The sequence below is a fragment of the Candidatus Amarolinea dominans genome, from assembly GCF_016704685.1.
In the GTDB taxonomy this organism is placed as follows: Bacteria; Chloroflexota; Anaerolineae; order SSC4; family Amarolineaceae; genus Amarolinea; species Amarolinea dominans.
In genome coordinates this window covers 24,420-49,163 of the sequence record NZ_JADIZS010000015.1, presented here as the reverse complement: position 1 = coordinate 49,163, position 24,744 = coordinate 24,420, and the positions used below count along the sequence as shown (strand labels likewise).

24 protein-coding genes and 1 pseudogene are annotated in these 24,744 nt (G+C 62.8%); 14 read left to right on the top strand and 11 right to left on the bottom strand.

Annotated elements, in window-relative coordinates:
- Positions 1-71: 71 nt before the first annotated feature.
- On the bottom strand, positions 72-1,022 hold the full coding sequence (locus IPF85_RS11090; RefSeq protein ID WP_343408152.1) for an RIO1 family regulatory kinase/ATPase: 951 nt from the start codon (positions 1,020-1,022) through the stop codon (positions 72-74).
- 1,345 nt (positions 1,023-2,367) lie between these two features.
- Between IPF85_RS11090 and IPF85_RS11085 the strand changes: the two genes are divergently transcribed.
- The 14 genes and pseudogenes from IPF85_RS11085 to rpsT all read left to right on the top strand — a co-directional run bounded on the left by IPF85_RS11085 (position 2,368) and on the right by rpsT (position 12,910).
- The gene (locus IPF85_RS11085) at positions 2,368-2,646 is read left to right on the top strand and encodes a metal-sensitive transcriptional regulator (protein WP_343408151.1); all 279 of its coding nucleotides are present in this window, start codon (positions 2,368-2,370) and stop codon (positions 2,644-2,646) included.
- A 29-nt stretch (positions 2,647-2,675) separates the two neighbouring features.
- Positions 2,676-2,882, top strand: a complete 207-nt coding sequence (locus tag IPF85_RS11080; RefSeq protein ID WP_343408150.1) for a heavy-metal-associated domain-containing protein — start codon at positions 2,676-2,678, stop codon at positions 2,880-2,882.
- Between the two features lie 17 nt (positions 2,883-2,899).
- Positions 2,900-5,351 (top strand): annotated as a pseudogene (locus IPF85_RS11075) (heavy metal translocating P-type ATPase).
- Positions 5,352-5,429: 78 nt separating this feature from the next.
- Positions 5,430-5,900, top strand: a complete 471-nt coding sequence (locus tag IPF85_RS11070) for a cytochrome c maturation protein CcmE (RefSeq protein ID WP_343408149.1) — start codon at positions 5,430-5,432, stop codon at positions 5,898-5,900.
- 20 nt (positions 5,901-5,920) lie between these two features.
- Positions 5,921-7,843: a cytochrome c gene (locus IPF85_RS11065; protein WP_343408148.1), complete on the top strand. Its 1,923-nt coding sequence runs from the start codon at positions 5,921-5,923 to the stop codon at positions 7,841-7,843.
- Positions 7,840-8,559 carry an ABC transporter ATP-binding protein gene (locus tag IPF85_RS11060; protein WP_343408147.1) on the top strand — a complete coding sequence of 240 codons (720 nt, stop codon included), beginning with the start codon at positions 7,840-7,842 and terminating at the stop codon, positions 8,557-8,559. The genes IPF85_RS11065 and IPF85_RS11060 overlap by 4 nt, the downstream gene beginning before the upstream one ends.
- Positions 8,560-8,584: 25 nt before the next feature.
- Positions 8,585-9,256, top strand: a complete 672-nt coding sequence (locus IPF85_RS11055) for a heme exporter protein CcmB (RefSeq protein WP_343408146.1) — start codon at positions 8,585-8,587, stop codon at positions 9,254-9,256.
- 42 nt (positions 9,257-9,298) lie between these two features.
- Positions 9,299-10,015 carry a cytochrome c biogenesis protein CcsA gene (ccsA, locus tag IPF85_RS11050; protein WP_343408145.1) on the top strand — a complete coding sequence of 239 codons (717 nt, stop codon included), beginning with the start codon at positions 9,299-9,301 and terminating at the stop codon, positions 10,013-10,015.
- A 25-nt stretch (positions 10,016-10,040) separates the two neighbouring features.
- The gene (locus IPF85_RS11045) at positions 10,041-10,169 is read left to right on the top strand and encodes a hypothetical protein (RefSeq protein WP_343408144.1); all 129 of its coding nucleotides are present in this window, start codon (positions 10,041-10,043) and stop codon (positions 10,167-10,169) included.
- A gap of 7 nt (positions 10,170-10,176) precedes the next feature.
- Positions 10,177-10,998 (top strand): cytochrome c biogenesis protein CcdA, encoded by an 822-nt coding sequence (locus IPF85_RS11040; protein ID WP_343408143.1) that lies wholly within the window; start codon positions 10,177-10,179, stop codon positions 10,996-10,998.
- Positions 10,991-11,635 carry a TlpA disulfide reductase family protein gene (locus tag IPF85_RS11035; protein ID WP_343408142.1) on the top strand — a complete coding sequence of 215 codons (645 nt, stop codon included), beginning with the start codon at positions 10,991-10,993 and terminating at the stop codon, positions 11,633-11,635. The genes IPF85_RS11040 and IPF85_RS11035 overlap by 8 nt, the downstream gene beginning before the upstream one ends.
- Positions 11,636-11,643: 8 nt before the next feature.
- Positions 11,644-11,883 (top strand): glutaredoxin family protein, encoded by a 240-nt coding sequence (locus IPF85_RS11030; RefSeq protein ID WP_343408141.1) that lies wholly within the window; start codon positions 11,644-11,646, stop codon positions 11,881-11,883.
- Position 11,884: 1 nt separating this feature from the next.
- Positions 11,885-12,550 carry a DUF2085 domain-containing protein gene (locus IPF85_RS11025; protein ID WP_343408140.1) on the top strand — a complete coding sequence of 222 codons (666 nt, stop codon included), beginning with the start codon at positions 11,885-11,887 and terminating at the stop codon, positions 12,548-12,550.
- A gap of 78 nt (positions 12,551-12,628) precedes the next feature.
- Complete coding sequence (rpsT, locus tag IPF85_RS11020; RefSeq protein WP_343408139.1) at positions 12,629-12,910, top strand: 30S ribosomal protein S20; 282 nt, start codon at positions 12,629-12,631, stop codon at positions 12,908-12,910.
- A gap of 163 nt (positions 12,911-13,073) precedes the next feature.
- On the opposite strand, the gene IPF85_RS11015 is transcribed toward rpsT, so the two are convergent.
- From IPF85_RS11015 to IPF85_RS10970, 10 genes are all read right to left on the bottom strand, one after another.
- The gene (locus tag IPF85_RS11015) at positions 13,074-13,730 is read right to left on the bottom strand and encodes a winged helix-turn-helix domain-containing protein (protein ID WP_343408138.1); all 657 of its coding nucleotides are present in this window, start codon (positions 13,728-13,730) and stop codon (positions 13,074-13,076) included.
- 92 nt (positions 13,731-13,822) lie between these two features.
- The gene (gene alr, locus IPF85_RS11010; protein WP_343408137.1) at positions 13,823-16,513 is read right to left on the bottom strand and encodes an alanine racemase; all 2,691 of its coding nucleotides are present in this window, start codon (positions 16,511-16,513) and stop codon (positions 13,823-13,825) included.
- Entirely contained in the window at positions 16,500-16,793 is a 294-nt protein-coding gene (locus IPF85_RS11005; RefSeq protein WP_343408136.1) for a hypothetical protein, read from the bottom strand. The genes alr and IPF85_RS11005 overlap by 14 nt, the downstream gene beginning before the upstream one ends.
- Before the next feature lie 75 nt (positions 16,794-16,868).
- Positions 16,869-17,129, bottom strand: coding sequence for a hypothetical protein (locus IPF85_RS11000; RefSeq protein WP_343408135.1), 261 nt, complete (start codon positions 17,127-17,129; stop codon positions 16,869-16,871).
- 12 nt (positions 17,130-17,141) lie between these two features.
- Complete coding sequence (locus IPF85_RS10995; RefSeq protein ID WP_343408134.1) at positions 17,142-17,492, bottom strand: hypothetical protein; 351 nt, start codon at positions 17,490-17,492, stop codon at positions 17,142-17,144.
- 447 nt (positions 17,493-17,939) lie between these two features.
- The gene (locus IPF85_RS10990; RefSeq protein WP_343408133.1) at positions 17,940-18,242 is read right to left on the bottom strand and encodes a nucleotidyltransferase family protein; all 303 of its coding nucleotides are present in this window, start codon (positions 18,240-18,242) and stop codon (positions 17,940-17,942) included.
- A gap of 12 nt (positions 18,243-18,254) precedes the next feature.
- Entirely contained in the window at positions 18,255-19,796 is a 1,542-nt protein-coding gene (locus IPF85_RS10985; RefSeq protein ID WP_343408132.1) for an aldehyde dehydrogenase family protein, read from the bottom strand.
- A 132-nt stretch (positions 19,797-19,928) separates the two neighbouring features.
- Positions 19,929-22,835, bottom strand: a complete 2,907-nt coding sequence (locus tag IPF85_RS10980; protein WP_343408131.1) for a hypothetical protein — start codon at positions 22,833-22,835, stop codon at positions 19,929-19,931.
- 242 nt (positions 22,836-23,077) lie between these two features.
- Positions 23,078-23,497 carry a FixH family protein gene (locus tag IPF85_RS10975; protein ID WP_343408130.1) on the bottom strand — a complete coding sequence of 140 codons (420 nt, stop codon included), beginning with the start codon at positions 23,495-23,497 and terminating at the stop codon, positions 23,078-23,080.
- 20 nt (positions 23,498-23,517) lie between these two features.
- Positions 23,518-24,738 (bottom strand): hypothetical protein, encoded by a 1,221-nt coding sequence (locus tag IPF85_RS10970; RefSeq protein WP_343408129.1) that lies wholly within the window; start codon positions 24,736-24,738, stop codon positions 23,518-23,520.
- Positions 24,739-24,744 lie beyond the last annotated feature (6 nt).

Here is a 24,744-nt window from a genome sequence, read left to right as displayed (position 1 = left end):
AAGCATTGTCATGAGATTTGTGGTGCAGCCAGCCTGCGCAAGGGGAGGATAATGTGCGGGCCGTGGCTGTCTTACAGCCTGGCTTCCATGAAGTCTTGCCACAGGCGGGCGGCCAGGGCGGGGGCGTTGGCTTGGATGCCGTAGCGCGCAAAGTATTGACACAGGCGCTCGATGTCGCGCTGCAGCAGGTCGAACGCGTGGGGATTCGTGAGCGCCACGACGGCCTGCGGGAAGTCAATCACCACGGCCTTGCTCTCCCAGTACAGGATGTTGTAGGCTGACAGGTCGCTGTGGATGCGGTTGTGCTTCAGCATCAGCTCCACATGCCACAGCAGGCGCTTGAACATGACCCGCGCGGCGGTCCGACTCAAGACCACGCTGTTCAGGTTGGGCGCGGGGTCGTTGACATCGCCCAGGTACTCCATCAGGATGGCATTGCTCACATGGCCGATGGGCCGGGGCACGTCCGCGCCCGCCGCGTGCAGCAGTTGCAGCATGTCATACTCGTGCTCGATCCAGGAGAAGGTCATCACCTCGCGGCCGAAATCGGTCTTCTTGGCGATGGCGCGCTTGAGCCGCGCGCCGCGCATGATGCCCTTACCCTCGTCGTCCAACATCAAACGCCCCTCCCTGTAGATGGCGTCGTTGCGCATGGTGCGATGCGCCTGCGGCCGGTAGATTTTGGCCGCAATCAGCGACAGTCCGGTGCCCGGATGCGCCTGGCAGCAGTAGACGTTGGCCTCCTTGCCGCCTTTGACGCGCGCCAGCACATCGGTAATCACATGGTCGCGGTAGAAACCGCCCAGCGCAGTCTGCAGCAATGTTTCCTCACTGGCGCCCGCGCCGAAGGTCATGACCATCTCATTCTCGTCACTGATCATGACCGCGGTCTCAGGGATGACCACGGGCAGCCGTTGCGGCGGACGCGCTTCGCGTTGCCCTTTCTCTGCCCGGTGTGCGCGTCGGTCGGGCACGAGGTAGGGGATGAATCCCTCATTGTCTTCGTAAGAACGTAAATCCATCGTTCTGATGCTCCATCGTATGGTCGGTGTTCATGTTTCCTCTTGTGTCAGCGACACAAGAGGTCAGATCAAGGCAGAGGTCGTGCCGTGGCCAAACCTCTGTGGACAGACTGCTGTGGCATCGCCCTGCGGCGGTCAGCAAAAAAAAGCGGCCACAGGAATCAAATCCCGTGGCCGCGCAGATTCTTTAGCGGATGCCGATGTCTGTGCCTGGCGCAGTTCGGGCCAGCAGGTGCGTCGGGGCGCAGGCGCAGGCTGTGGCTGGAGCAGGAAAACAAAACGGCCACGGGTCGAATATGCACCCGTGGCCGTGAGAGGTCAGGCTGAAACTGTGAACAGAAGCCGTTAGGACTCCCGCAGACACAGGGCGCACGCATCGAAGCAGAGAGGTGAGGAGAACTCTTGATTTGTCATGCCTGACGGCGCCCCCTTTCAGATAGAATGGAGCCAGTTTAGCACACATGGCCCAGCGTGGCAAATATCCCGCGCCCCAGCAGTTCCAAATGTAGCCATCCATGTGACTGGCCAGCGCCAGGCCGTCCTGGTGGGCGCGACGCCCCGTAGGGACACCTGACCTTAGCCATCCATCATCGCACGAGCCGTATCCGTCCCGTAGGGACACCTGACCTTAGCCATCCATCATCGCACGAGCCGCATCCGTCCCGTAGGGACACCTGACCTTAGCCATCCATCATCGCACGAGCCGCATCCGTCCCGTAGGGACACCTGACCTTAGCCATCCATCATCGCACGAGCCGTATCCGTCCCGTAGGGACACCTGACCTTAGCCATCCATCATCGCACGAGCCGTATCCGTCCCGTAGGGACACCTGACCTTAGCCATCCATCATCGCACGAGCCGCGCCACCTAGCCATCCATCATCGCACGAGCCGTATCCGCCGTAGGGACACCTGACTTAGCCATCCATCATCGCACGAGCCGCATCCGCCCCGTAGGGACACCTGACCTTAGCCATCCATCATCGCACGAGCCGTATCCGTCCCGTAGGGACACCTGACCTTAGCGACGGATTGCGCTCGGGGCGGCCTCATTCAATCGTCCCTACGAGACGACGGGTGTGGGGGCATCGCCGCTCAAGCCTCAAGGCGCCCCTACGGGGCGCCGCATTTCCAAATATAGCTCTCCAACGCCCACAATCCCTCTTGCTGCCCACCTATCTCGGGGATTTTGGGCCAAAACCGCCCGAATGAGGAGCGCAGGCCCATTTGCGGGCAGCCATTCTGTTCACATTTGGAATCCCTGGTTGACATCCCTCGCGAATGGTGTTACAATGAACCTATGCCCCCCCCCGGTGGGGGGTGGGGGTTAGAGCAGGAGCAAACCATGAACGCGCAGACTAAAGAGCAGGTCCTGAGCCGGTTGAAGAGCATCGAAGGCCATGTGCGCGGTATTCAGCGTATGGTGACTGATGATAACTACTGCATTGATGTCATTAGTCAGGTGCAGGCCGTGCAGAAGGCGCTCGATCGGGTCAATAGCCTGCTGCTTGACAACCATCTCAACTCCTGCGTGATTACTGCGGTGCGCAGCGATGATTCGCAGGAGCGGGAGCGCGTCCTGGGCGAACTCCTGCACGTTTTCGAGACCGGCAGTAAACTGTAACAAGCAAGATCGTCGAAAGGATTCCAACAATGACAGTCAAGACCTATTCAGTACCGAACATTTCGTGCCATCACTGTGTCAACACCATCGAGCGCGAGCTGAAGGATGTGGCCGGCGTCACCTCGGTCAAAGGCAATGTCAGCAGTAAGGCCGTCATGGTCGAGGTGGTGGATGCCAGCCGCCTGGCCGCGGTGGAAGCCACCCTGGTGGAAATCGGCTACCCGGCTGAGAAGTAAATTACAGGAAACGGGCCATGTCAACCAAAGAACTGAGTCTGCCGGTCATCGGCATGACGTGCGTCAACTGCGCCAATACGATCACGCGCACCTTGAAGCGGACCGCGGGTGTGACCGACGCGCTGGTGAACTATGCCAGCGAGCGCGCGGTGATTACTTTCGACCCCGGCCTGCTCAAGGAAGATCAACTGGTGCAGCGCATTCGCGACGCGGGCTATGATGTGCCCCAGGCTGCGGTTGACCTGCCCATCACCGGTATGACCTGCACCAACTGCGCGAACACGGTGCAGCGCGCCTTGCGCAAGGTGACGGGCGTCGTCGAGGCCAATGTCAATTACGCCAGTGAGAAGGCCAGCGTGGTCTACATTCCTGGCGTCGCCAACCGTCAGGATTTGATCCAGGCCGTGGAAAAGGCGGGCTATGGCGTGGTGCAGACGACGGGCGATGAGGCGCTGGAAGACGCTGAAGCGGCCGCGCGCGAGGCGGAAATCGCGGACCAGACGCGTAAGTTTTGGGTGGGCGTGACATTTGCCGCGCCCCTCTTCCTCTTCAGCATGGCGCGCGACCTCAATCTGCTCGGCATGTGGGCGCACGGCGAGTGGGTGCATTGGCTGATGCTGGCGCTGGCGACGCCGGTGCAGTTCTACGTCGGCGGCGACTACTATCGTCGGCGGTTGGAAGTCCATCCGCAACGGCTCGGCCAACATGGATGTGCTGGTGGCGATGGGGTCTTCGGCTGCGTACTTCTACAGCCTGGCGATCCTGATCGGCAGCCTGTTCGGCTGGCATGGCCTGGGCGATCACGTGTATTTCGAGACCGCGGCCGTCATCATCACGCTGATCAAGCTTGGTAAGCTGCTGGAGGCGCGCGCCAAGGGGCGCACTTCAGCCGCGATCAAGGCGCTGATGGGGTTGCGCGCGCGCACCGCACACGTTGTGCGCGACGGTCAAGAGATCGAAATCCTGGTCGAGCAGGTGCGCAGCGGCGACTACGTCATCGTGCGGCCCGGCGAGAAGATTCCGGTGGATGGCATCGTGGTCGAAGGCCGTTCGGCCGTGGATGAGTCCATGTTGACCGGCGAAAGCCTGCCAGTGGACAAGAAACCGGGCGACCTGGTGATTGGCGCTACACTGAACAGCCAGGGTATGCTCAAGTTCGAGGCGACGAAGGTGGGACGCGAGACCGCGCTGGCGCAGATTATCCGCCTGGTGCAGGAAGCGCAAGGCTCCAAAGCCCCGATCCAGCGCCTGGCCGATCAGGTTTCCGCCATTTTCGTGCCCGCAGTGCTGGCGCTCGCGGCGCTGACGTTCTTGGGCTGGTATTTCCTCGGCCAGGTCGGCTTCACGCAGGCGCTGGTCTACATGATCGCGGTACTGGTGATCGCCTGCCCTTGCGCGCTGGGCCTGGCCACGCCCACCGCGATCATGGTGGGCGCCGGCAAAGGTGCGGAGAGTGGGATTCTGTTCAGGAGCAGCGAGGCGCTGGAGCGCAGCCACAAGCTGACGACCGTGGTGCTGGATAAAACCGGCACGATCACCCACGGCAAGCCCGCCATGACCGATCTGGTGCTTGCCGGGCCGTATCAGGATTCCAGGGCAGAGGTTTTGTTCCTGGTGGCATCGGCGGAAAAAGGCTCCGAGCACCCGTTGGGTCAGGCCATTGTCAGGGCGGCCGAGGCGGAGGGGATGCGGCTGGTCTCGCCCGATCGTTTCGAGGCGTTGGCCGGGATGGGGGTGCGTGCCAGCGTCCAGGGCAAGGCGATCCTGGTGGGCAACGTGCGTCTGTTCGAGCAGGAGAAGATTGACATAAGTGAAATAGCTGCGACAGTCACGCAGTTGCAGGCCGCGGGCAAGACGGCCATGCTGGCGGCGCTGGACGGTCGGCCGGCCGCGGTGTTCGCGGTGGCGGACACGGTCAAAGAGGGATCGGCGCCGGCCATTGCCCGCATGCACGAGCTGGGCCTGCAGGTGGTGATGATTACCGGCGACAACCGGCGCACGGCCGAGGCCGTTGCCCGCCAGGTGGGCATCGAGCGGGTGCTGGCGGAGGTGCTGCCGGGCGACAAGGCAGCGCAGGTCAAGGCCCTGCAGCAAGAGGGGCGCCTGGTGGCGATGGTGGGCGATGGCATCAACGATGCGCCTGCCCTCGCGCAGGCCGACGTGGGCATTGCGATCGGCACCGGCGCGGATGTGGCGATGGAGACGGCCGGCGTTACCCTGATGAGCGGTGATTTGCGTGGCGTGCCCCGTGCGCTGGCCCTGAGCCGCGGCACGATGCGGGTCATCAAGCAGAATCTGTTCTGGGCCTTCTTCTACAACGTCATCCTGATTCCGGTTGCAGCCGGCGCCCTGTATCCACTGTTCGGTCTGCGCCTGCACCCGGTGCTGGCCGCCGGCGCGATGGCTTTCAGCAGCATCTTCGTGGTGACGAACTCCCTGCGCCTCAAGGCCTTCGACGCCAGGCGGTGATTTTTGTCGTTGACAGGCCAATGATAAGATGCTATAATTCCCGTACGATCGAACCTATACTGAAAAGAGGTAGCTTACATGGCTGAATCTTCTGCCATTTCTCGCATCCAGAGCGGCAGTCGCACCGCGAACAAGCAGCTCAAGTTCATCTTCGGCGGCGTGCTCATTGCCGCGGTCATTCTCTACCTGATCATCTCCGTCATCGGCAGCGAAGGCGCCTATTACAAGGAAGTCGGTGAGGTGCAGGCGCAGCAGGCGGCGTTGATGGACCGCAAGGTGCGCGTCAGCGGCCTGGTGGAGATCACCACGGTGAGCTGGGACCCCACCAATTTCAACCTCGATTTTACCATCCTCGATCAGCGGGGCACGGGCGAAAAGCTGCCAGTCCATTTCCATGGCGTGCAGCCGGACAACATGACGCGTGAAGGCTCGGTTGCCATCGTCGAAGGTCGCCTGCGGCCCGACGGCGTCCTCGATGCTGACACCTTGCTGCTCAAGTGCCCTTCGCGCTATGAAGAAGCGCCCCAAGAAGTCAAGAAGATCAGTTGAACGAACGGCGGTGTGACGCGTTGAACCGAAACACGGGCCGGGATGGGACGCCAGGCGCAGCGGGCCGTCGCCTGTTCGATCTGCGCCCCTGGTTGGCGCTCCTGACGACGGCCGGCCTGCTCCTGGCGCTGGCGTCCTGGCTGCTGCTCTCCACGCCCGCGGCCGCAGCGCCCCCGGCCCAGGAAACGCCCCCGTTGCCCGCGGATGCCCGCGCCGGCCTGCCCATCTACCTGGAGAAGTGCGCGCCCTGTCACGGCGAAACTGGGATGGGCAACGGGCCTCAGGCCGCACAACTGCAATTCCCGCCCGCGCAGTTTGCTGACACCGCAGCGATGTGGGGGAGGACGCCGGCCGATCTCTTTGCGGTGACCAAGAATGGCCGCATCGAAAGATTCATGCCGCCCTTCGCTCAAAGCACCAGTGATCAGAACCTCTGGAATGTGTTGGCTTACGTCTGGTCGCTGCACCTCGACCCCGCCGAGCTGCAGCAGGGCGAAGCGGTCTACCAGGCGGCGTGCGCCGGCTGTCATGGCGCTGCCGGCAAGGGCGATGGCCCGGACGCCGGCGCCGACCTGCTCGACCTGACCAGCCTGGATGCCACGGCCAACCGCAGCCAGCGCGACTGGTTCGACTCCTTGCAGTCGTCCGCGCACAGCCGCGTCGCCGATCTCAGCGACGCGGAGCGCTGGGCCAGCCTGGAGTTTGTGCGCACCTGGACGCTGCCGCCGCTGCAGGCGCGCACGTTTGCGCCGGGCAACGGCGCCATCAGCGGCGTGGTGACCAACGACACGCCGCAGGGCGATGTCACCGCCGGCCTGACCGTGACCCTCAGCGTGTTCGACGACTTCGATCTGGCAACCCAAATCAGCAGCACCACCTCCGTCACCGGCCTCTACCGCTTCGATAGCCTGAACACCGACCCGGGCTGGCTGTACGTGGCGAACCTCTCTTTCAAGGATGTGCCCTACAGCACCGGTGTGATGACGTTCACGGCCGAAGCGCCTGTGCAGGATGGCTCCGTTACCGTCTACGAGCCGACCAACGACAGCAGCGTGCTGGCGGTGGAGCGGGCGCATTGGTTCCTGGAGTTCGACCAGTCCAATCTGCTGATGGCGGAGCTTTACATTTGGAGCAACAACAGCGATCGCGTCTACGTCGGCGCCGTGTCGGAGGACGATGACGCCGGGCGCAGCGTGCTGCCGTTTGCGCTGCCCCCTGATTTCCAGAACCTGAGCTTCGACGATGGCGATCTTGGCCGCCGCTACCAGCTCACGCCAGACGGCGCGGCCGACACCCTGCCGCTGCCGCCTGGACAAGGCGTGCGCCAGACCCTGCTGCGCTACGTCATCCCGTTCACCTCCCTTACTCTCGATCTGCAGCACCCGGTGGCCGTCCCTTTGCGCAGCCTGAACGTGCTGGTGGCCGATGTGGGCGCGCAGGTCAGCAGCCCGGATCTGCAGGAAGGCCCGGCGCGTCAGGTGGAGCAGGCCACCTATTTCAACTTCACCGCCGCAGAAGTGCCGGCCGGCAAGACGATTGAGTTGAAGTTGACCAATCTTCCCTTCAATCGGTCACCGGAAACGGCCGCCGCGACGCAGGCCAATTCACCCTGGCTGGCTGTCGGCGTTGCGGTATTTGCTGCGTTGGGCCTGCTCGGCGTGCTCTACTACGCCGTGCGCCAGCGCCAGCGCATCGCCGAGGCTGAGGGCGATGAAGACGAGGACAAAAAGATCCCTGCTGCCGCCGGGGCCGATGTCGCCGCCCTGCAGCGCCGCCGCCAGGGCCTGATCCTGGCGATTGCCCGGCTGGATGATCGCCACGCCAGCGGCAACATCCCTGAGACGGACTATGCGGCGCAGCGCGGCCGCCTGAAGGCCGATCTGCTGGCCGTGGCACAGATGCTGCGCGATCTTGAAGCCGCGGCCCAGGCTGGCGCGGCATGAGCGGTCCTGCACCCATGATCGAAGTCCGTCAGGTGCGCAAGACCTTTGGCGCGCAGCAGGTTCTGCGCGGCGTTGACCTGACCCTGGTCGAAGGCGAGCGGGTGGCGCTGTTGGGGCCGAACGGGGCCGGCAAAACCACCCTCATGCGCATCATCGCCACGCTGAGCAAGGCCAGCGCCGGGGATGTGCTTCTGGGCGGCGTGGATGTGCGCAAGGCCGGCGATGAGATTCGGCGCTACCTGGGCGTCGTCACCCATGCCCCCCTGCTTTACGACAACCTGACGGCCTGGGAGAACCTGGCCTTCTACGGCGCCATGTACGATGTGCCCAACCTGGCCGGCCGGGCCGAAGAGGTCCTGCGCCGCGTGGGCCTGTGGCCGCGGCGGCTGGAGACGGTGCGCACCTTTTCGCGCGGCATGGTGCAGCGCCTGGCGATCGGCCGGGCCATCCTGCACGACCCGCCCATTCTGCTGCTGGACGAGCCGGACACCGGGCTGGATCAGGCCGCGGCCGACATGCTGCGCCAGGTGCTGGCAGAGGTGGGGGGCAGCGGTCGCACCGTGCTGCTGACCACCCACAACCTGGAGCGAGGGTTGGCCTGGGCCGACCGGGCGGTCATTCTCAACGGCGGCAAAATTCGCTACGAAGGGCTGTCCACTGCGCTCAGCGCGGCCGATTTTCAGCAAATCTATCGAACACACACCGCGGCGGCCTGAACAGGCGCAGCAGGATGGGGCAGGCATGCGTTATCTGAGAAAAATCGCCGCGGTGTTCTGGAAGGATGTCACCGCCGAGCTGCGCACGAAGGACATCTTCAGCGCCATGTTCGTCTTCGCGCTGCTGTCGGTGATCATTTTCCAGTTCGCCTTCGATCTGCGCGTGGATAACGCCGTCCAGGTTGTACCGGGAGTCCTGTGGGTCGCCATCAGCTTCTCCGGCGTGCTGGGCCTGAATCGCTCCTTCGCTCTGGAGAAGGACAAGGGCAGTCTGGAAGGCCTGTTGCTGACGCCGGTGGATCGCAGCGCGATCTATTTTGGCAAGATGTTGGCGAACCTGGTCTTCATACTGGTGGTCGAAGCCTTCTTGATTCCCCTGTGCAGCGTGCTTTTCAACGTGGCGCTGTGGGCGCCGGCCGTGCTGCTGATCGTCCTGCTGGGCACGATTGGCTTTGCCGCGGTGGGCACCATCTTCGCCGCGTTAGCGGTCAACACCCGTGCGCGCGAGGTGCTCCTGCCCATCCTGCTGCTGCCGGTCATGGTGCCGGTCATCATCGCGGGGGTGCGCGCCACCGGCGGTCTGTTGGACGGCGACACCCTGGCTGAGCTGAGCAATTGGCTCCAGGTGCTGTTGGTGTTCGACATCATGTACCTGGCGGCGTCGTTCATGACGTTTGATTTCATTGTCGAAGAATAGCGAGAAAGAGCGAGAATCACAGAGAGAGGAGAGAAACCGTACATGACCGCACAGCGCAGTCTTCCCCTCACCATTCTGAATATCATCACCGGCGTGGCCCTGGTCATCTTCCTTTATATGGCGCTGATCTGGGCGCCGCCCGCGGCCAATTTGCAGGGTGCAGAGCAGGCGGCCCAGCGCATCTTCTACATTCATATGGGCAACAACGCGGCGGCTGGCCTGGCCTTCCTGGCGACTTTTGTGGCCGGCATCCTTTATTTGATCACGCGCCGCAAGATCTGGGACACGATCGGCCTGTCCGGCGTGGAACTGGGCATCGCCTTTGCCACCGGCACCCTCATCACCGGTTCGATCTGGGCCAAACCAACCTGGAACACCTACTGGACTTGGGATCCCCGCCTGACCACGTCGGCCATCGTCTGGCTCCTGTACATCGCCTATCTGATGCTGCGCGGCGCGGTGGAGAATCCAGAACAGCGTGCGCGCTTCGCCTCCGTGTATGGCATTTTTGCCTTCATGGGCGTGCCGCTCACCTATTTTTCGATCCGCTGGTGGCGCACGATCCACCCGATGGTCATGGGGGGCGACAACGCGGCCGCGGAGGGCAGCTTCGCCATGGGGCCGAGCATTCGCCTGGCGATGATCGCGGGCATGATCGTCTATACGCTTCTCTTCATCACCCTGATGATTCATCGCGTGCGGCTGGAGCAGTTGCGCGACCGCGTGGCCGCGCTGCGCGAACAGCAGAGCGCGTCATGATAACCAGGAGAACCAGGAAAAACCTATGTCATATCTGATTGCCGCTTACTTGTTGGCACTTACCATCGTGGCCTTCGTCGTCGTCAGCCTGCTGCGCCGCTTCCAGGCGGCCGATCGTGAATGGCAGGCGCTGCACGGCGGCGCGGAGGAATAGCCCCGACATGGACATCGGCATCGTGCCGGCGTTTGTGGCCGGCCTCATCTCGTTTGTTTCTCCCTGCGTGCTGCCCCTGGTGCCGGCCTACATCGGCTACCTGGGCGGGACCGCTGCGACCACCGTGGGGACGACGGAGCGCAACAGCTACGTCACTTTCTTGCACGCGATCTTCTTCGTCCTGGGCTTCACCGCCATCTTCGTCCTGCTGGGCGCCACTGCCAGCGCCCTCGGACAGTTGCTCAATCAACAGGTGTACGCCATTCAGCGGGTCGGCGGCGTCATCGTCATCCTGTTCGGCCTGCACATGATGGGGCTGTTCACGGCGCTGGAACGGGCCATTCAAGCGCGACCGGCCTGGCGCGACAGCGCCGTGGGCCAGGTTGCGCTGCCGGTCCTGGGCTGGTTCAACTCGCTGCTCTACACCGAACGCCGCGTGCATGTGCAGACCCGGCCCGGCCTGGGGTTCTTCTCCTCCTTCCTGGTCGGCATCTTCTTCGCTGCCGGTTGGACGCCGTGCGTGGGGCCGATCCTGGGCACGATTCTTCTGACCGCTTCCTCTGCCAATTCAGTCACCCGCGGCATCGTCGTGCTCACCGCCTATTCCCTGGGCCTGGGCATCCCCTTCCTGCTCACCGGCCTGCTGCTCGAATCCATGACCGGCGCGCTGCGCCGGGCGCGGGCCTACCTGGGCGTCATTTCGTTCATCAGCGGCCTTTTCCTGGTCTACATCGGTTACCTGCTCTTCACCTATCAGCTCGGCGCGCTCGGCGCGCGGCTGCAAGAGCTTCTCCCCTGGCTGACGGAGTTCACAACTCGCAATGGCTAACCTGCACCGCGTCCAACGCCCCCTGTTCGCCTGGAACCGCAGCCGGGGTCATGGCCTGCGCCTGCTGCTCAGCGGCCTGCTGCTGTTGACGCTCAGTGCCTGCGCCGCGCCCGCGCCCGCGCCCGCGGCCGGCGGTGAACGCACCTTGCGTGTGCCCGCCCAGCCGGCCGACGACCTGGCAACGGCCGCGATGCCCGATGACATCAACAACGATCAGGCGCAGCCCACGGCCAACTCTCCGGCGCCCGATTTTGCCATGCGCTATGCCGACGGCGCGGAGGTGCGCCTGAGCGACCTGCGCGGCCGGCCGATCCTGATCAATTTCTGGGCCACCTGGTGCGGGCCGTGCCGCCTGGAGATGCCCGACATCGTGGCGGCCTATGAGAAGCACAAGGAGGCCGGTTTTGTGGTCATCGCCGTCAACCTGGAAGAGAGCGCCGCAAAAATCACCCCGTTTGCCGAGGAGTTCGGCATGGCGCTGCCCATCGTCATGGATGATGGCACGGCCGCGCGGGCCTACCAGGTGCGCGTGATGCCCAGTTCGTTCTTCATTGACCGCGACGGCAAGGTCAGCGCGCGCTGGCTGGGCGTGCTCACGCCGTCGCTGATCGAGAAGAACCTGGCGCCCATCCTGTAGCGCCCGCCATGCCCACGATCATCCTGTATCACAGGGACGGCTGTCACCTGTGCGAGCAAGTGCTCTGGGAATTGCGCCCCCACACCGCCCGCCTCGGCATCCGCGTGCAGGAGGTGGACATCACGGCCGATCCGGCGCTCTGGCAGCGTTTTCGCTACCTGATCCCGGTGATCGAGACCCCTACCCGCGCCTTTTTCGCGCCAATTGACATGGAAGAACTGCTGCAAGAGCTTGAGGAGGTTGCCTGAGATGTCTACACCTGGCCCGCTGGCTGATCGCGTCCCCGCGCCGCCGGACCGCTTGACGCGCGCCGTCAATGGGATGGTGGCCTGGATTGCGCGCCATTGGCTGCTGCTCTTCAGCGTCCTGCTGATTCTCTACCTGGCTGTCCCCGTCGCCGCGCCCATCCTCATGCAAAGCGGTCATGAACGTTCGGCCCGCTTGATCTACGCCTTCTACCGGCTCCTGTGCCATGAGCTGCCCGAACGCTCCTATTTTCTGTTCGGCCCGCAGCCCCTCTACTCCTTGTCCGAGCTGACCGCGGCTGGCGTGCTGCCAGGCCCGAGCATCCTGGAGCGGCCGCTCTATCTGGGCGACATGCAATTTGGCTACAAGATCGCGCTCTGCCAGCGTGACCTGGCAATCTATGGCTCAGTGCTGCTGGGGGGTTGGGTCTTTGGTCTCCTGCGCGGCCGTGTCGTTTTGCCGCGCCTGACCATCAAGACCTATCTGATCTTCCTGGCGCCGATTGCTGTGGATGGTTTGACGCAGCTTTTTGGCTGGCGCGAGAGCAATTATCTTCTACGCACGGCCACCGGCGCCCTCTTTGGCCTGGCGTCGGCGTGGCTGGCCTACCCCAACATTCAAGACGCCATGGCCGACGCGTTGCAAAGCCTCGACGCTGTAGCCTCGTAAATTGGACAGAACCAGGGTGTTCGACTATACTAACCTGCTATCACTAAGCGGTAACTAGAAGATTCTGGAGGAGAGTTCGTGGCTAACCATAAGTCTGCGTTGAAGCGCATTCGCCGCAATGAGCGGGCACATCAGCATAATCGCCTGGTCCTGACTTCCATGCGCACCTATCTCAAGGGTGCGCGGGTGAAATTGACCGGCAAAAACGAAACCGAAGCACAGGAAGCCCTGCGCATGGCTGTCAGTGCCCTGGATCAGGCGGCAGGTAAAGGCGTCATCCACCCCAACAACGCGGCCCGGCGCAAGTCTCGCCTCATGTTGGCGTACAACCGGACATTTGCGGCTCGCCCGGCGGCCTGATTTAGCGCCGATTCATTCGACAGCAAAGCCCATTTCACGCCCATCGCAGCGTGAAATGGGCTTTTTGCGTCCCCCTCTCCAATCTCCAATCTCCAATCTCCAATCTCCAATCTCCGATCCCCAATCTCCGATCCCCAATCTCCGGTCTCCTAGCCATCCCCTCCTACGCCGGGCCGCGCAGGCTGAACCCCTGCCCTCGCACTGTGACCAGGATCTTGGGCGCTTTCGGGTCCACTTCGATCTTCTTGCGCAGCCAGTGCATATGCACATCGAGCGTGCGGGTATCGCCCAGGTAGGCGGTTTGCCACACCTGTTCCATCAACTCGCGGCGCGTGATAATTTCATTAGGGCGGCGCATCAGCAGTCCGAGCAAACAACACTGCTTGGGCGTCAGGTGATGTTCATCTTGCCCGATCCACAGCCGGCGCTGCTGCGTGTCGAGCTTGATGGGACTGACGATGAGGATGTGGTTACTGCGCATCCGTTTGACGGCCGGCATGGCCCGCAAGAGGTCCGAGTCCGTGGCAGATGGGGGCAGCAGATGATCCAGCAGCGGCGCCAGCGGCCATTCCGCGTCGGCCAATCCCATCAGGCCGGCTTCAGGCGCCAGTTGGCGCACCTTTTCGATGAATGGACGCGTCACCAGGCGTGTGGCCGCGGCCGCGAGCAGCACGAAATCGGGCTGAGCCTGCGCGATGGCCTCCCAAGCCCTGGCTTGTGAGCTGGCATGAATCACTTCAATCTGATGTTCGGCCAGCGCGCGCCAATCGGCACGCGGAAAATCGGCACGCTTTGTCACCACCAGGAGTATGATCGCCATGCTTGCCTTTCATCGGTTTCATCGGTTTCATCGGTTTCATCGCGGCCCACAGGGCAGGCGCTCTCGCTTGCATCATCAAGATGCATCATACATTATACCACGCGCGGGACGCGGGCCAGGATTTCACTCACCACTTCATAGTTGATAGTGCCCAGCGCCGCGGCCACGTCATCCACCGTCACCTCTTGCGCGCCCTGGCGGCCGATCAACACCACCTCGTCGCCGGCGCGCACGCCGGGAATGTGCGTCACGTCCAACATCGTCTGATCCATCGTGACCCGGCCGACGATGGGCGCGCGCTGTCCGCGCACCAGCACCGGCGGCCAGGTCAAGGGCGTCCGGCGAAAACCGTCCGCATAACCCACCGGCGCCACGGCAATCGTTTGCTCGCACTCAGTGCGGTAAGCGGCGCCGTAGCTGACGAACGCGCCGGCCGGCAGCCGTTTGACCTGGGCCACGGTGCTCTTCCAGCGCAGGGCGGGCCGCATCCCCGGCGGCAGGGGCGTCTCCGGCCCTGGCTGCAGACCGTACAGCGCGATGCCCGTCCGCACCAGGTCGAAATGACTGGCCGGCAGGGTCAGCGTGGCCGCGGAGTTGGCCGCGTGGACGCAGGGTGGGCGCAGGCCCTGGGCCGTCAGTTGCTCCAACACCGCCTGGAAGCGGCCCAACTGCCAGCGCAGGTAGGTCTGGTCCGCGCTGTCGGCCGTGGCAAAGTGCGTGAAAATCCCTTCGACGAACAGATCGGGCAGTTCGTGCAGGGCCTGGATGAACGGCATGACCGCGTCCGGCTCCAGGCCCAGCCGCGCCATGCCGGTATCCACCTTGACGTGCAGGGCAAAGCCGGCCGCAGTGCGCAGACTGCGGCCCGGCTGGCCGGCGTCCAGCGCGCTGACCGCCCGCTGCAGGGCCTGGGCAAAATCGAGATCGAAGACGGTTGGCGTGACCCGGTTGAGCACCACGTCACGCGCCTGCCAGGGCGGGGTGTAGCCCAGGATCAGGATGGGCGCGGCGATGCCCGCGCGGCGCAGGGTGATCGCCTCGGCCAGGCAGGCCACGGCCAGCCGCCGCGCGCCGTTGTTCAACACCGTGCGCGCCACGCGCACCGCGCCATGCCCGTAGCCGTCCGCCTTCAGCACCGCGCAGATGCCCACGCCTGGCCCCACGACCTGCTGCAGGATGCGCAGATTGTCCGCAATCGCCTCCAGATCCACCTCCAGCCAGGTGGGGCGGTCGGGCCGCGCCAGGCGCACCTGGCGCCAGCCCGCATCCTGGCGCACCAGCAGGGCTGACGCCTGGGCCGCGGCCGCCGGCGCCAGCAGGCCGGCCACCACCTCCTCCAGGCGCAGGGCGCGGCCGCCCTTGATGAGGATGACCGGCGGCTGGGCGTCCGGATCGGCGCTGACCGCGGCCAACATCTCCTGCACATGGCGGACCGCTTCGGCCTTGCTGTAGGTGTGGAAAATGCGCTCCGCGGGCAGGCCGGCCGCGGCCGCAGCCTCGGCCAGGCGCCGGCTGCGGTCGCCGATGGCAATGAGCTGACCGACCACGTCCGCGGCCTGGCTGCCCAGCCGGCGATGCGCCTCGACCTCGTGCGCGCCCAGGTCGCCGATGTCGCCCAGGATGGCCCAGGCCGGCCGGCCCGCGGCGGCCAGGGTGGTCAGCGCCGCCTGCATGGAGGCGGGGTTGGCGTTGGCCGAATCGTCCAGCAGCACCGCGCCCGCCAGCCCGGGCAGCGGCCGCAGGCGGCCGGGCAGCGGCCGACAAGCCGCCAACCCTGCGAGGATGGCGTCCAGCGGCTGGCCGTAGAAAAGCCCCACCGCCAGGGCTGCCAGCAGCAGGGGCGCTTGATGGTCGCCCAGCAGGCGCATGGGCAGGCGCACGGCGGCCGCCGGCAGGGGCAGGCGCGCCTGCGCAGCCGGGCTGAAGGTCACTTCGATTTCGCCGGCCGGCTGGTCTTGCGCGTCGGCTGCTGCGACGATGGGCGCGGGGATGCGCACCACGCCGCGCACGTCCGCGGCCGCGCTCAGGCCGACGGTCAGCACCGGCGCGGCGCTGAGAGGCGCCAGGGCCAGCACACGCGGATCATCGGCGTTGAGCAGAGCCAGGCCGGTCGCGGGCAGCGCGGTCAGGAGGGCGCCTTTCTCCCGGGCGATGGCGTCCAGGCTGCCAAAAACATCGAGGTGGCTTTCATGCACGGCGGTGATCAGGCCCACGGTCGGCCGCGTCACCTGGGCCAGCAGCGCGATCTCGCCAAACTCATCCGCGGCCAGTTCGAGCACGGCCCGCCGCTGCCAGGGCTGCAGGCGGCCCAGCGCGATCGGCAGACCAAAGCGGCCGTTGAAGCTGTGAGGGTTGCGGAAGACCGGGCCGTCAGCGGCGTCTGCCGTGGCGCCGGTCAGGCTGGCGGCGATCAGTTCTTTGGCCGTGGTTTTGCCGCTGGAGCCGGTCACCGCGATCACTTCCAGCGGCCGCAGGCGGCAGATGGCGCCGGCGTAGGCCAGCAAGGCCTGGCGGGTGTCGGGCGTCAGGATGCAGGTGATGGGCAAGGGGTGGGACGGCGGCTGCTCGCACAGGATGCCGGTTGCCCCGGCCTGCTGCGCCTGTTCCAGGTAATCGTGACCGTCGCCGGTCTCGGTCTTGATGGCGACGAAGAGGGGGCCAGGATCGGCGGCCTGGCCGTTCAGGGTGCGGGTGTCGAAGGCAAAGTCGCTGAAGCGTGTGGCCGCCGCCGGGCCGAGCAGGCGACCGTGCGTGGCGTCGAGGAGGTCGCTAAGTTCGATCATGGTGATGCTTGGGCGCCTGGTCTGGCTCTCCCCAGGGCGGGATGAAGCTCTCCGGTTCGACGCCCAGGGCATCGGCGATACGGGTGATGTAGTTGAAGTAGGCGATGACCTGGACGGCGTCGTGAATGGCGCGATCATCGAGGCCCATCGTCCGCAGCGCATCCAGGTTGGCCGGCCCCATGCTGCGCTGCTGATGGGTCAGCCGGGCGGCAAATTCACACAGGGCGCGATCCACCGGCGTCAGCGGGGCCTGGCGCCAGTCACGGACGATGGCATGCACGAACGCGTCGGCCGCGTTGGCATCGGTGTTGACATGACCGATCTCGACACGGAGATCGTGTGCGTGGGCCTGCGTTCAGTAGTGACAGCCCACCTCCGCGGCCACAACCGTCGCCAGCATTTCGCGCTGCACGCGGCTGAGGGGCGATTCGCCATGCATGATGACGCTGTAGAAGCCGATGCTGGCCTGCATGGCGCGCGGGTTGATGCTCATGATGTGGACGATGCGCCAGACGCGACCCGCGCGTTTCAGCGTCTCCTCGAAGAGGCGCTTCAACAGGCCGGTCGCTTCGTCAACCGGAACCTGGCGAATCCAGGGCCGTGGGTCACCACTCATGACTGGTCTCTCCTATCTGGCAAGCTCAAGGCTCGCTGCCGGTGAAATCCGCCGAGCGGCGCGCTGTACGGTTTTCGGCACACCCGCCACCACATCAAGATACCACCACCAATGTGACGGCGGCGGATTTCGCTGTGAGCGTTCATATGCCAGACTGGTGATCTGGCTGAGTGCAGCATCGAACATACTCGCTTGTTCGAACAGGCGGCGATCCGCCGCCACGAGCAGCGTACGCTCACGGGCGGTAAGCTGTTGGTTCTGCTCTGCCAGTTTATCTCGCAGCATCAGCATATCAAGATGCTCGAAACCGCTCACTTCTGATGATTCAACCGCAATCAAATATCGCTGCAATAGCCTATTCATGGAACAACTCTCCCAAGACTCCCAGAAACTGGAACCGGCGATCAGACAGGTATTGGTCTGCATCCTCGGGTGGAAAAGCAGTCTCCATGACACCTCGAGGATTGAACATCACAAGCCATGTTTGTTTTTGAATGACACCGGCGACAGCGGGGTAGATATCATGGCGCCAATGATAGACATATACTAGCGCATTCGCATCTCGAACGACGGCCGTAATGATTGTCTCATAGTCGGCCAGAGTCGCATTCGATGACAGATGTCCATATCGAATTCTAGTTCGAATATGCTCGACTGCTTTTCCCGGCTTCCAGGTTATTTCTGTCTGTAATTGAACTATCGCGCCCCTGACGACTCGCCACAAGTCGTCAGGTCTGGCAACGAGATCAGGAGTATTCGTCAAGATCAATCCTCGTGCTGGTGTGTCTCATCGTGCCCAAATAGATCATGTCATCGTGCTTCATAAATCGTCCGAGTTTCTTGTTTGATACGATCACGAAGGTATGGGCTGATGGCCGCTTCGGTCAACAGGTCAATCTTTCGTCCCAGTGTGACTGACAATTGGCGCTCCAGAGCGATCATCGCCAACAGGCTCTTTCGTTTAGAGAATTTAATCAGTAAGTCAATATCACTGGCCTCACTGGCCTCTCCGCGCGCCAATGAGCCAAAGACGCCGATTCTGCTGACATCATGCTCCCGGCATATTCGTATGATGGTTTTCGTGTCTATGTCGCGAATCCCCAAACCGGCCATAGCGCAATCTCCTTATTCCCCGAACTTGATCCCCTGCGCCAGGGGCAGCTCGGACGAGTAATTGATGGTGTTGGTCTGGCGGCGCATGTAATACTTCCAGACGTCGGAGCCAGATTCGCGGCCGCCGCCGGTTTCCTTTTCACCGCCGAAGGCGCCGCCAATCTCCGCGCCTGACGTGCCGATGTTGACATTGGCAATGCCGCAGTCCGAACCGGCCGCGGACAGGAACGTTTCGATCTCCAGCATGTTGGTGGAGAAGATGCTGCTCGACAGGCCCTGCGGCACCCCGTTATGCAGGGCAATCGCCTCTGCCAGGGTGTCGTACTCCAGGATGTAGAGAATCGGCGCAAAGGTCTCTTCCTGGACGATGGGCGTCTGCGCCGGCATCTTGACGATGGTTGGCTCCACGAACAGGGCGCCCTTGTCCGGCAGGCGATTGCCGCCGGTGAGGATGACGCCGCCCTCGGCCCGCACGCGCTCCAGCGCGGCCATCATCTCATCCACGCCGCCCTGGTTGACCAACGGCCCCATCAGCGTGCCCGCGTCCAGCGGGTCGCCGATGCGCACCTGCTGATAGGCCCTGACCAGGCGATCGCTCAGCGCCGCGGCCACGCTGCGATGGGCGATGATGCGGCGGGTGGAGGTGCAGCGTTGGCCGGCGGTGCCGACGGCGCCGAAGAGGATGGCGCGTGTCGCCATGTCCAGGTCGGCGCTGGGGGTGACGATGATGGCGTTGTTGCCGCCCAGTTCCAGGATGCTGCGGCCAAAGCGCCGGGCAATCGCCTCAGAAACATGGCGCCCCATGCTGGTGGAACCGGTGAATGAAATCAGCCGCATGGCCGGGTCGTTGAGCATCAGCTCGCCCACCTCGGAGCCACGGCCGATGAGCAGGTTGAAGACGCCGTCCAGGCCGTAGTCCGCGGCCACGCGGTTGGTGATGTGCTGCACGGCCACCGCGCACAGCGGCACGTCCGAGGAGGGTTTCCAAACGACGCAGTCGCCGGCCACGGCCGCGATGGCGGTGTTCCAACTCCAGACCGCGACCGGGAAGTTGAAGGCGCTGATGACGCCGACGATGCCGAGCGGGTGCCACTGCTCCATCATGCGGTGCAGCGGCCGCTCTGAGGCGATCACCAGGCCGTAGAGCTGGCGCGCCAGACCGGTGGCGAATTCGCAGATGTCAATCATCTCCTGCACTTCGCCCAGGCCCTCGACCCGAATTTTGCCCATCTCCAGGCTGACCAGCTCGCCCAGCGGCTCTTTCATCTCGCGCAGTGCGTAGCCCAGGTCGCGGATCACCTGGCCGCGGCGCGGGGCCGGCAGCAGGCGCCAGGTCTCGAAGGCGCGATTGGCCCGCGTCATCAGGGTTTGGTACGCGGCCGGCGTGGCCTGAATGATCCGCGCCAGCGCCTGGCCGTTGGTGGGGTTGTACGATACCAGTTCGCGCCCGCCGCGATCTTCGATCCAGCCGTCCGGACCGGAGCACGCGCCGAAATTGGTCTCCTGGATATTGAGCTTTTCCAGTAATGCCTCTACTGACTTTACTGACTTCATTAGTCTTGAATCTCCTTTGAATCAATCGAATCAACGTTGAAATGGCTGACTTTCCTTGAGTATAGCATAGGAGCGGGCAAGGCGGAAGTTCAAGGGGCAAGAGAATCGGCGCGTGCAGGATCGGACTTCCGATCACTCCGCATTCCAATCGCCATCGAAGCGCAGGACGAGCAGCCCATTCTTCTCGTCGGCGACGAAGATCAGATTGCCCTCTACGGCGACATTCACGGCCGCATAGGTGTCGTAGAATCCGACTTCCACGGGCGCGGTCGGGTTGGCAACTGAGATGACACGCACGCCGTATGTCCCATCTGCCACAAAGACATAGTCTCCTGCTACTGCCACGTCACTACCATAGATCGGCGTCTCGCAGAATCCAACTGCGACTGGCGCGGCCGGATCGGCGATCGAGATGACGCTCAGGCCGGTCGGCCACAAAGTTGTCAGGTAGGCATACTGTCCGGCAATTGCAACAGCAGAGACACTCCGCACCGCGCTGTACGATCCGACTTCCACGGGCGTCCTCGGGTTGGCGATCGAGATGACGTGCATGCCATCACCAACGACATAGGCGTACTCTCCCACTACGACTACATCAGTGGCATAGGAAAATGGATCATAAACGCCAACCTCAACCGGTAAAGCCGGGTTTGCCAGGGAGGCTATGCGCAAGCCTTCAGGGCCATCGCCCACGTAGACATATTCCCCCGCCACCGTCACATTCCTGGAATAGCCTGGTGTGTAATAAAACCACACTTCGGTGGGCGCGGCAGGATTCGAGATCGAAAAAACGCGCACGCCGTGGAACGGCTCTGCCACGTACGCATAACCTTCCGTCAGGGTGAGGCGAGTAGTGTACCAGAAAGCGTCACAGTACCCGATTTGCACCGGTCGAGTCGGGTCAGCAATAGAGATCACTCGCAGGGCGGAGTAAGCGCCGACATCCGTGACGTAGGCATATGTTCCTGCGATGGCCACGCTGCTCGCTCCCCCGCGTGTGGCGTAGAATCCAACCTGGGTCGGCGCAGAGGGATTGACAATAGAGAATATATGGAGGCCGTCGCGGTCTGTCACGTAAGCATACGATCCGCCCACTGCTACGTCTTCAGCATAACGCAGGGCGACGAATCCGATCCCAGTCGGCGTGCTTGGGTCGGCGATCGAGATCACGTACAGGTCGTCAGTCGCTACATAGGCGTATTGTCCCGCCACTACTACGGCAAAGACGCCTGTGGGTATATCGTAGGATGCGATCTCGACCGGAGAGGTAGGATCGGCCACGGAGATCACACGAAGACTGCCATTTTGATACAGGTGATTCAACAGGACGTAAGCGTACTCCCCTGCCACTGCTACATCTTGTACATTGTCTGGAAAGGGGGCGGTTTGCCCCACCAGAACGGGGTTGACCGGATTCGAGACGTCCAACACCGCCAGGTGTCGTCCCATGTTGACGTAGGCCAGGGTATGACTGATGGTCACGGTGTCAATGTTATCTCCCAGGTGGCCCACGAACTGAGGGTTACGTGTGAAGCGCTGGCTGATGGCTGGCATGAACAGGCGCGACCCAGGTTCCTGGGCGGTATCTGCCGCTTTTGTCGCCACGGCAGCTTTCAGATCGGCTGCAGCGAGGCTCAACAGGTTCGAATCGCTTGAATCTTGTCCTGTCGAGTCGCCTGGGAACCGTACGATTTCCAGGCCATTGAAGCCGTCGGCCAGAAAGACCAGATCGCCGGCTACGGCGACGTTGGTGGTGTCTCCTGGCGTATTGTAGACTCCGATTCCTTCCGGTATGGCCGGATTGGCGATGGCAATGACCTCCAAATCGCCAGTCGTTGCGTAGAGATAGGGTTCCGCCAACGCCACACCCACGGCCCGTATGGAGATAGCCCCGATTTCCCGTGGCGCCGCCGGGTGAGCGACAGAGATCACCTTGAGGTTGCTCAACCATCCGGTGGCGACGTAAAGATTCGGCCCTGCCACGACCAGGTCTTGAGCCATCTCCGGCGCCCTGAGGAACCCGATTTCCGCAGGAGCCGCTGGATCGGCAGTCGAAACCACGCTCAGGCCGCCATGCCTGCTTGCCACATAGGCATACGCTCCCGCCATCACGACATCCTTGGTTCCGTCCGGCGTGACGACAGAACCCACCTCGACGGGCGCGGTCGGATTGGCAATCGAGATCACGCGCAACATGCTAAACGAGTCGGCCACATAGGCGTACTCTCCCGCCAAAGCCACGCTCCACGCAAATCTTGGCGTGTCGCAAAACCCCACCTGATACGGCGCGGCCGGGTTGGCAATCGAAATGATGCTCAAGCCGCCATACCCGCTTGCCACGTAGGCGTATTCTCCTGCCACCGCCACGCCGTGGGCATCCCCCCGCGGAAACATCGAACCAATCTCCAGCGGCGCGGTCGGGTCAGCAATGGAGAGTATGCGGAATCCCTCCCGTTCGGCCGTCACATAAGCGTACTGCCCCGCCACGGCCACGCCGTTGGCATTGCCGGGCGTGTCATAGAACCCAACCTCCACGGGCGCGGTCGGGTTGGCAACTGAGATCACGCGCAGGCCGTCACCGCCAGCCGCCACGTAGGCGTAGTCTCCCACGACTGTCACGTTTACAGCGCCGCCCGGCGCATGGCCAACCACGACCGGCGCGGTTGCATCGGAGATCGAGATGACGTAAAGACCTGCCCCGGCGCTCGCCACGTAGGCATATTCTCCCACCAATGCAATATCCTGGACGAGACCTGAAGAAGGCATGATATGCCCGATTTGAGTGGGGCTGAGCGGGATGGACACATCAATCACCGTCAGGTACGCGCCCATGCCCATGAAGGCCAGCGTCCCGCTGATTGCCACCGTGTTCATCTCGCCGCCCAGGTGACCGACGAACTGCGGGTTGCGGCTGAAGCGCTGGAACATCTGTGGCAGGAACAACGCGTGGTCTTGATACGATGGGGGGGGCGCGGCCGACGCACCGGCAAAAAGTAGTACGGAGAAGCAGACCAGCCACGGTAGGTGTTGCGTTTTCATCTTGAACCTCCCTGCAAATCTTCCTGCGCACACCCCATTTTCGCGCAGTGCATCTCACAATGCAACTATCCTCTCCTCCTCTCCTCCTTGAACGAAAGAAGCCCAGTTCCTTGCAGGAACCGGGCTTCTTTTGTTGCTTCGATCGCTGCGGCCCTCTCTGCCACGAATTTCACTAATTTGCACGAATCGAGCTTCTGCCCTCGTGGCAAGAATCCGCCCAGCTTTCTCTGCCACGAATTTCACTAATTTGCACGAATTCCAGGGCCTTTTCGTGGCAAGAGGAAATGGATTTCAGCGCTATAACGCCCTTCGCCCAATGATGAAGCGGTGGTTACATTCCGGCCGTGACTCATATTGGTCATGTCAATGTCGAAGGAAATCGTTGCATCGGTGATCGGCTGGCCATTGGAATCAGTGACGAGCGCTTCGAGGATGTTATCGCCGCGGGAGGGTGGGTTGGGATCGCTGAAGATCCACACCAGCAGATCGCCGCTTTGTTTCCCACCCAACGCAGGGACTTGATTCGTGGCAGGATCCTGCGCGGTTGAATCAGCGGAGGCGAAGGTTGGAATGGGCGTCGGCTGTTCCACCGACGGAGCCGACATCATGCCGCACGAGGCGAGCAGGAATGCCATGAGCGTCAAAATCAGTTTGTTGGTCATTGTAATTTTCCTTATGGCGTTCATTCTTCCAAACTCACAGCCTGGGATTCCTCTACTTTTTGCAACCCGGAACGCAGGCTTCCCCACAGCGAGATCAAAATCGGGAGCCCGGAGACAATCCAGAATCCATACGCCAGCGCCCGCGAGACCGGCTCGACATTCGGGAAGAACAGACTGACCCAGAATAGAATCCCTCCGAGATGCACGGTGACGAGACTCAACCACGTCCCGCCCAAGCGCGCGGGCTTGTTTGGCTCGAAGAAGCGTGTGAACAGATACGGAACCAGGGCATAGCCAAATTGCAGGATCCAGCCAAAGATCAGGATCGGCCCGCCACTGCCGGAGATTTCCTGCACGGGGAAATCGGTGGCGCGGGCAACGATCAGCGGCGCGACCACGACCGGGATGAAGAACCAGATATAGGATGTGAGCAAATGCCACATGCCGGGCGTCCAGACGCGGCGGTCGCCGAGCACGGGCTTGACCACGATGACGAGCAACAGGATGCTTCCGAGTGTGTGCAGGATCAAACCAACGACGGTAAATATACTGACGTTCAGCCACGGCCCGGAGATCAACCCCAATGCGCCCAGCGCCATTGACCAATAGATCCACGGAATACTACGCGGCCAGGCCAACGGACGATTTGCGAACGAGGGGTACAAGTCCACCAGCAGCCCGGCCAGGATGATGGCGGCGAAGCCCCACAGGTTGGTGTGGACGTGGACTTCGATGGGGGAGGCGATGTGCAAGACTTCGCTCCATCCCAGCCAAAGCCCTGTGCCGACCAAACCTCCAAGTATCAGGTAACTCAGCCCGGTGATGTAGAACTTGCGCCCTTCGAGGCCGGCATTTTTTGAGGAGGCTTGCGCGGGGCGCAGGTCAATCAGTTGCTTGATGAGCAGAATCACGGCAATACCTATCAGTGTTCCGCCAGTGACGATGAGCGAGCGCGTAATGGTCGGGATACCGATTAGCAGAAGCACCAGTCCCGCGTTCAGGAATAGCCACGTATCCCAGCGGATCTTCGGGCGCGGCAATCGGCGCGCGGTTGCCACGAGGATTGGAGCAAGTCCAAATATAATTTCAGTTAACGCGCCAAGCGTAACCAGGTGCACTCTCAGCCATTTCAAGCTGCCAAATAATGGAATGATCTCCAACCCCGTCAGGATCGAAGCCAGTGCGGCCAACGCGACCAGGGACAGGTAAAGCAATGACATAAGGAAGTATGGGTGAGGCATGTCAGC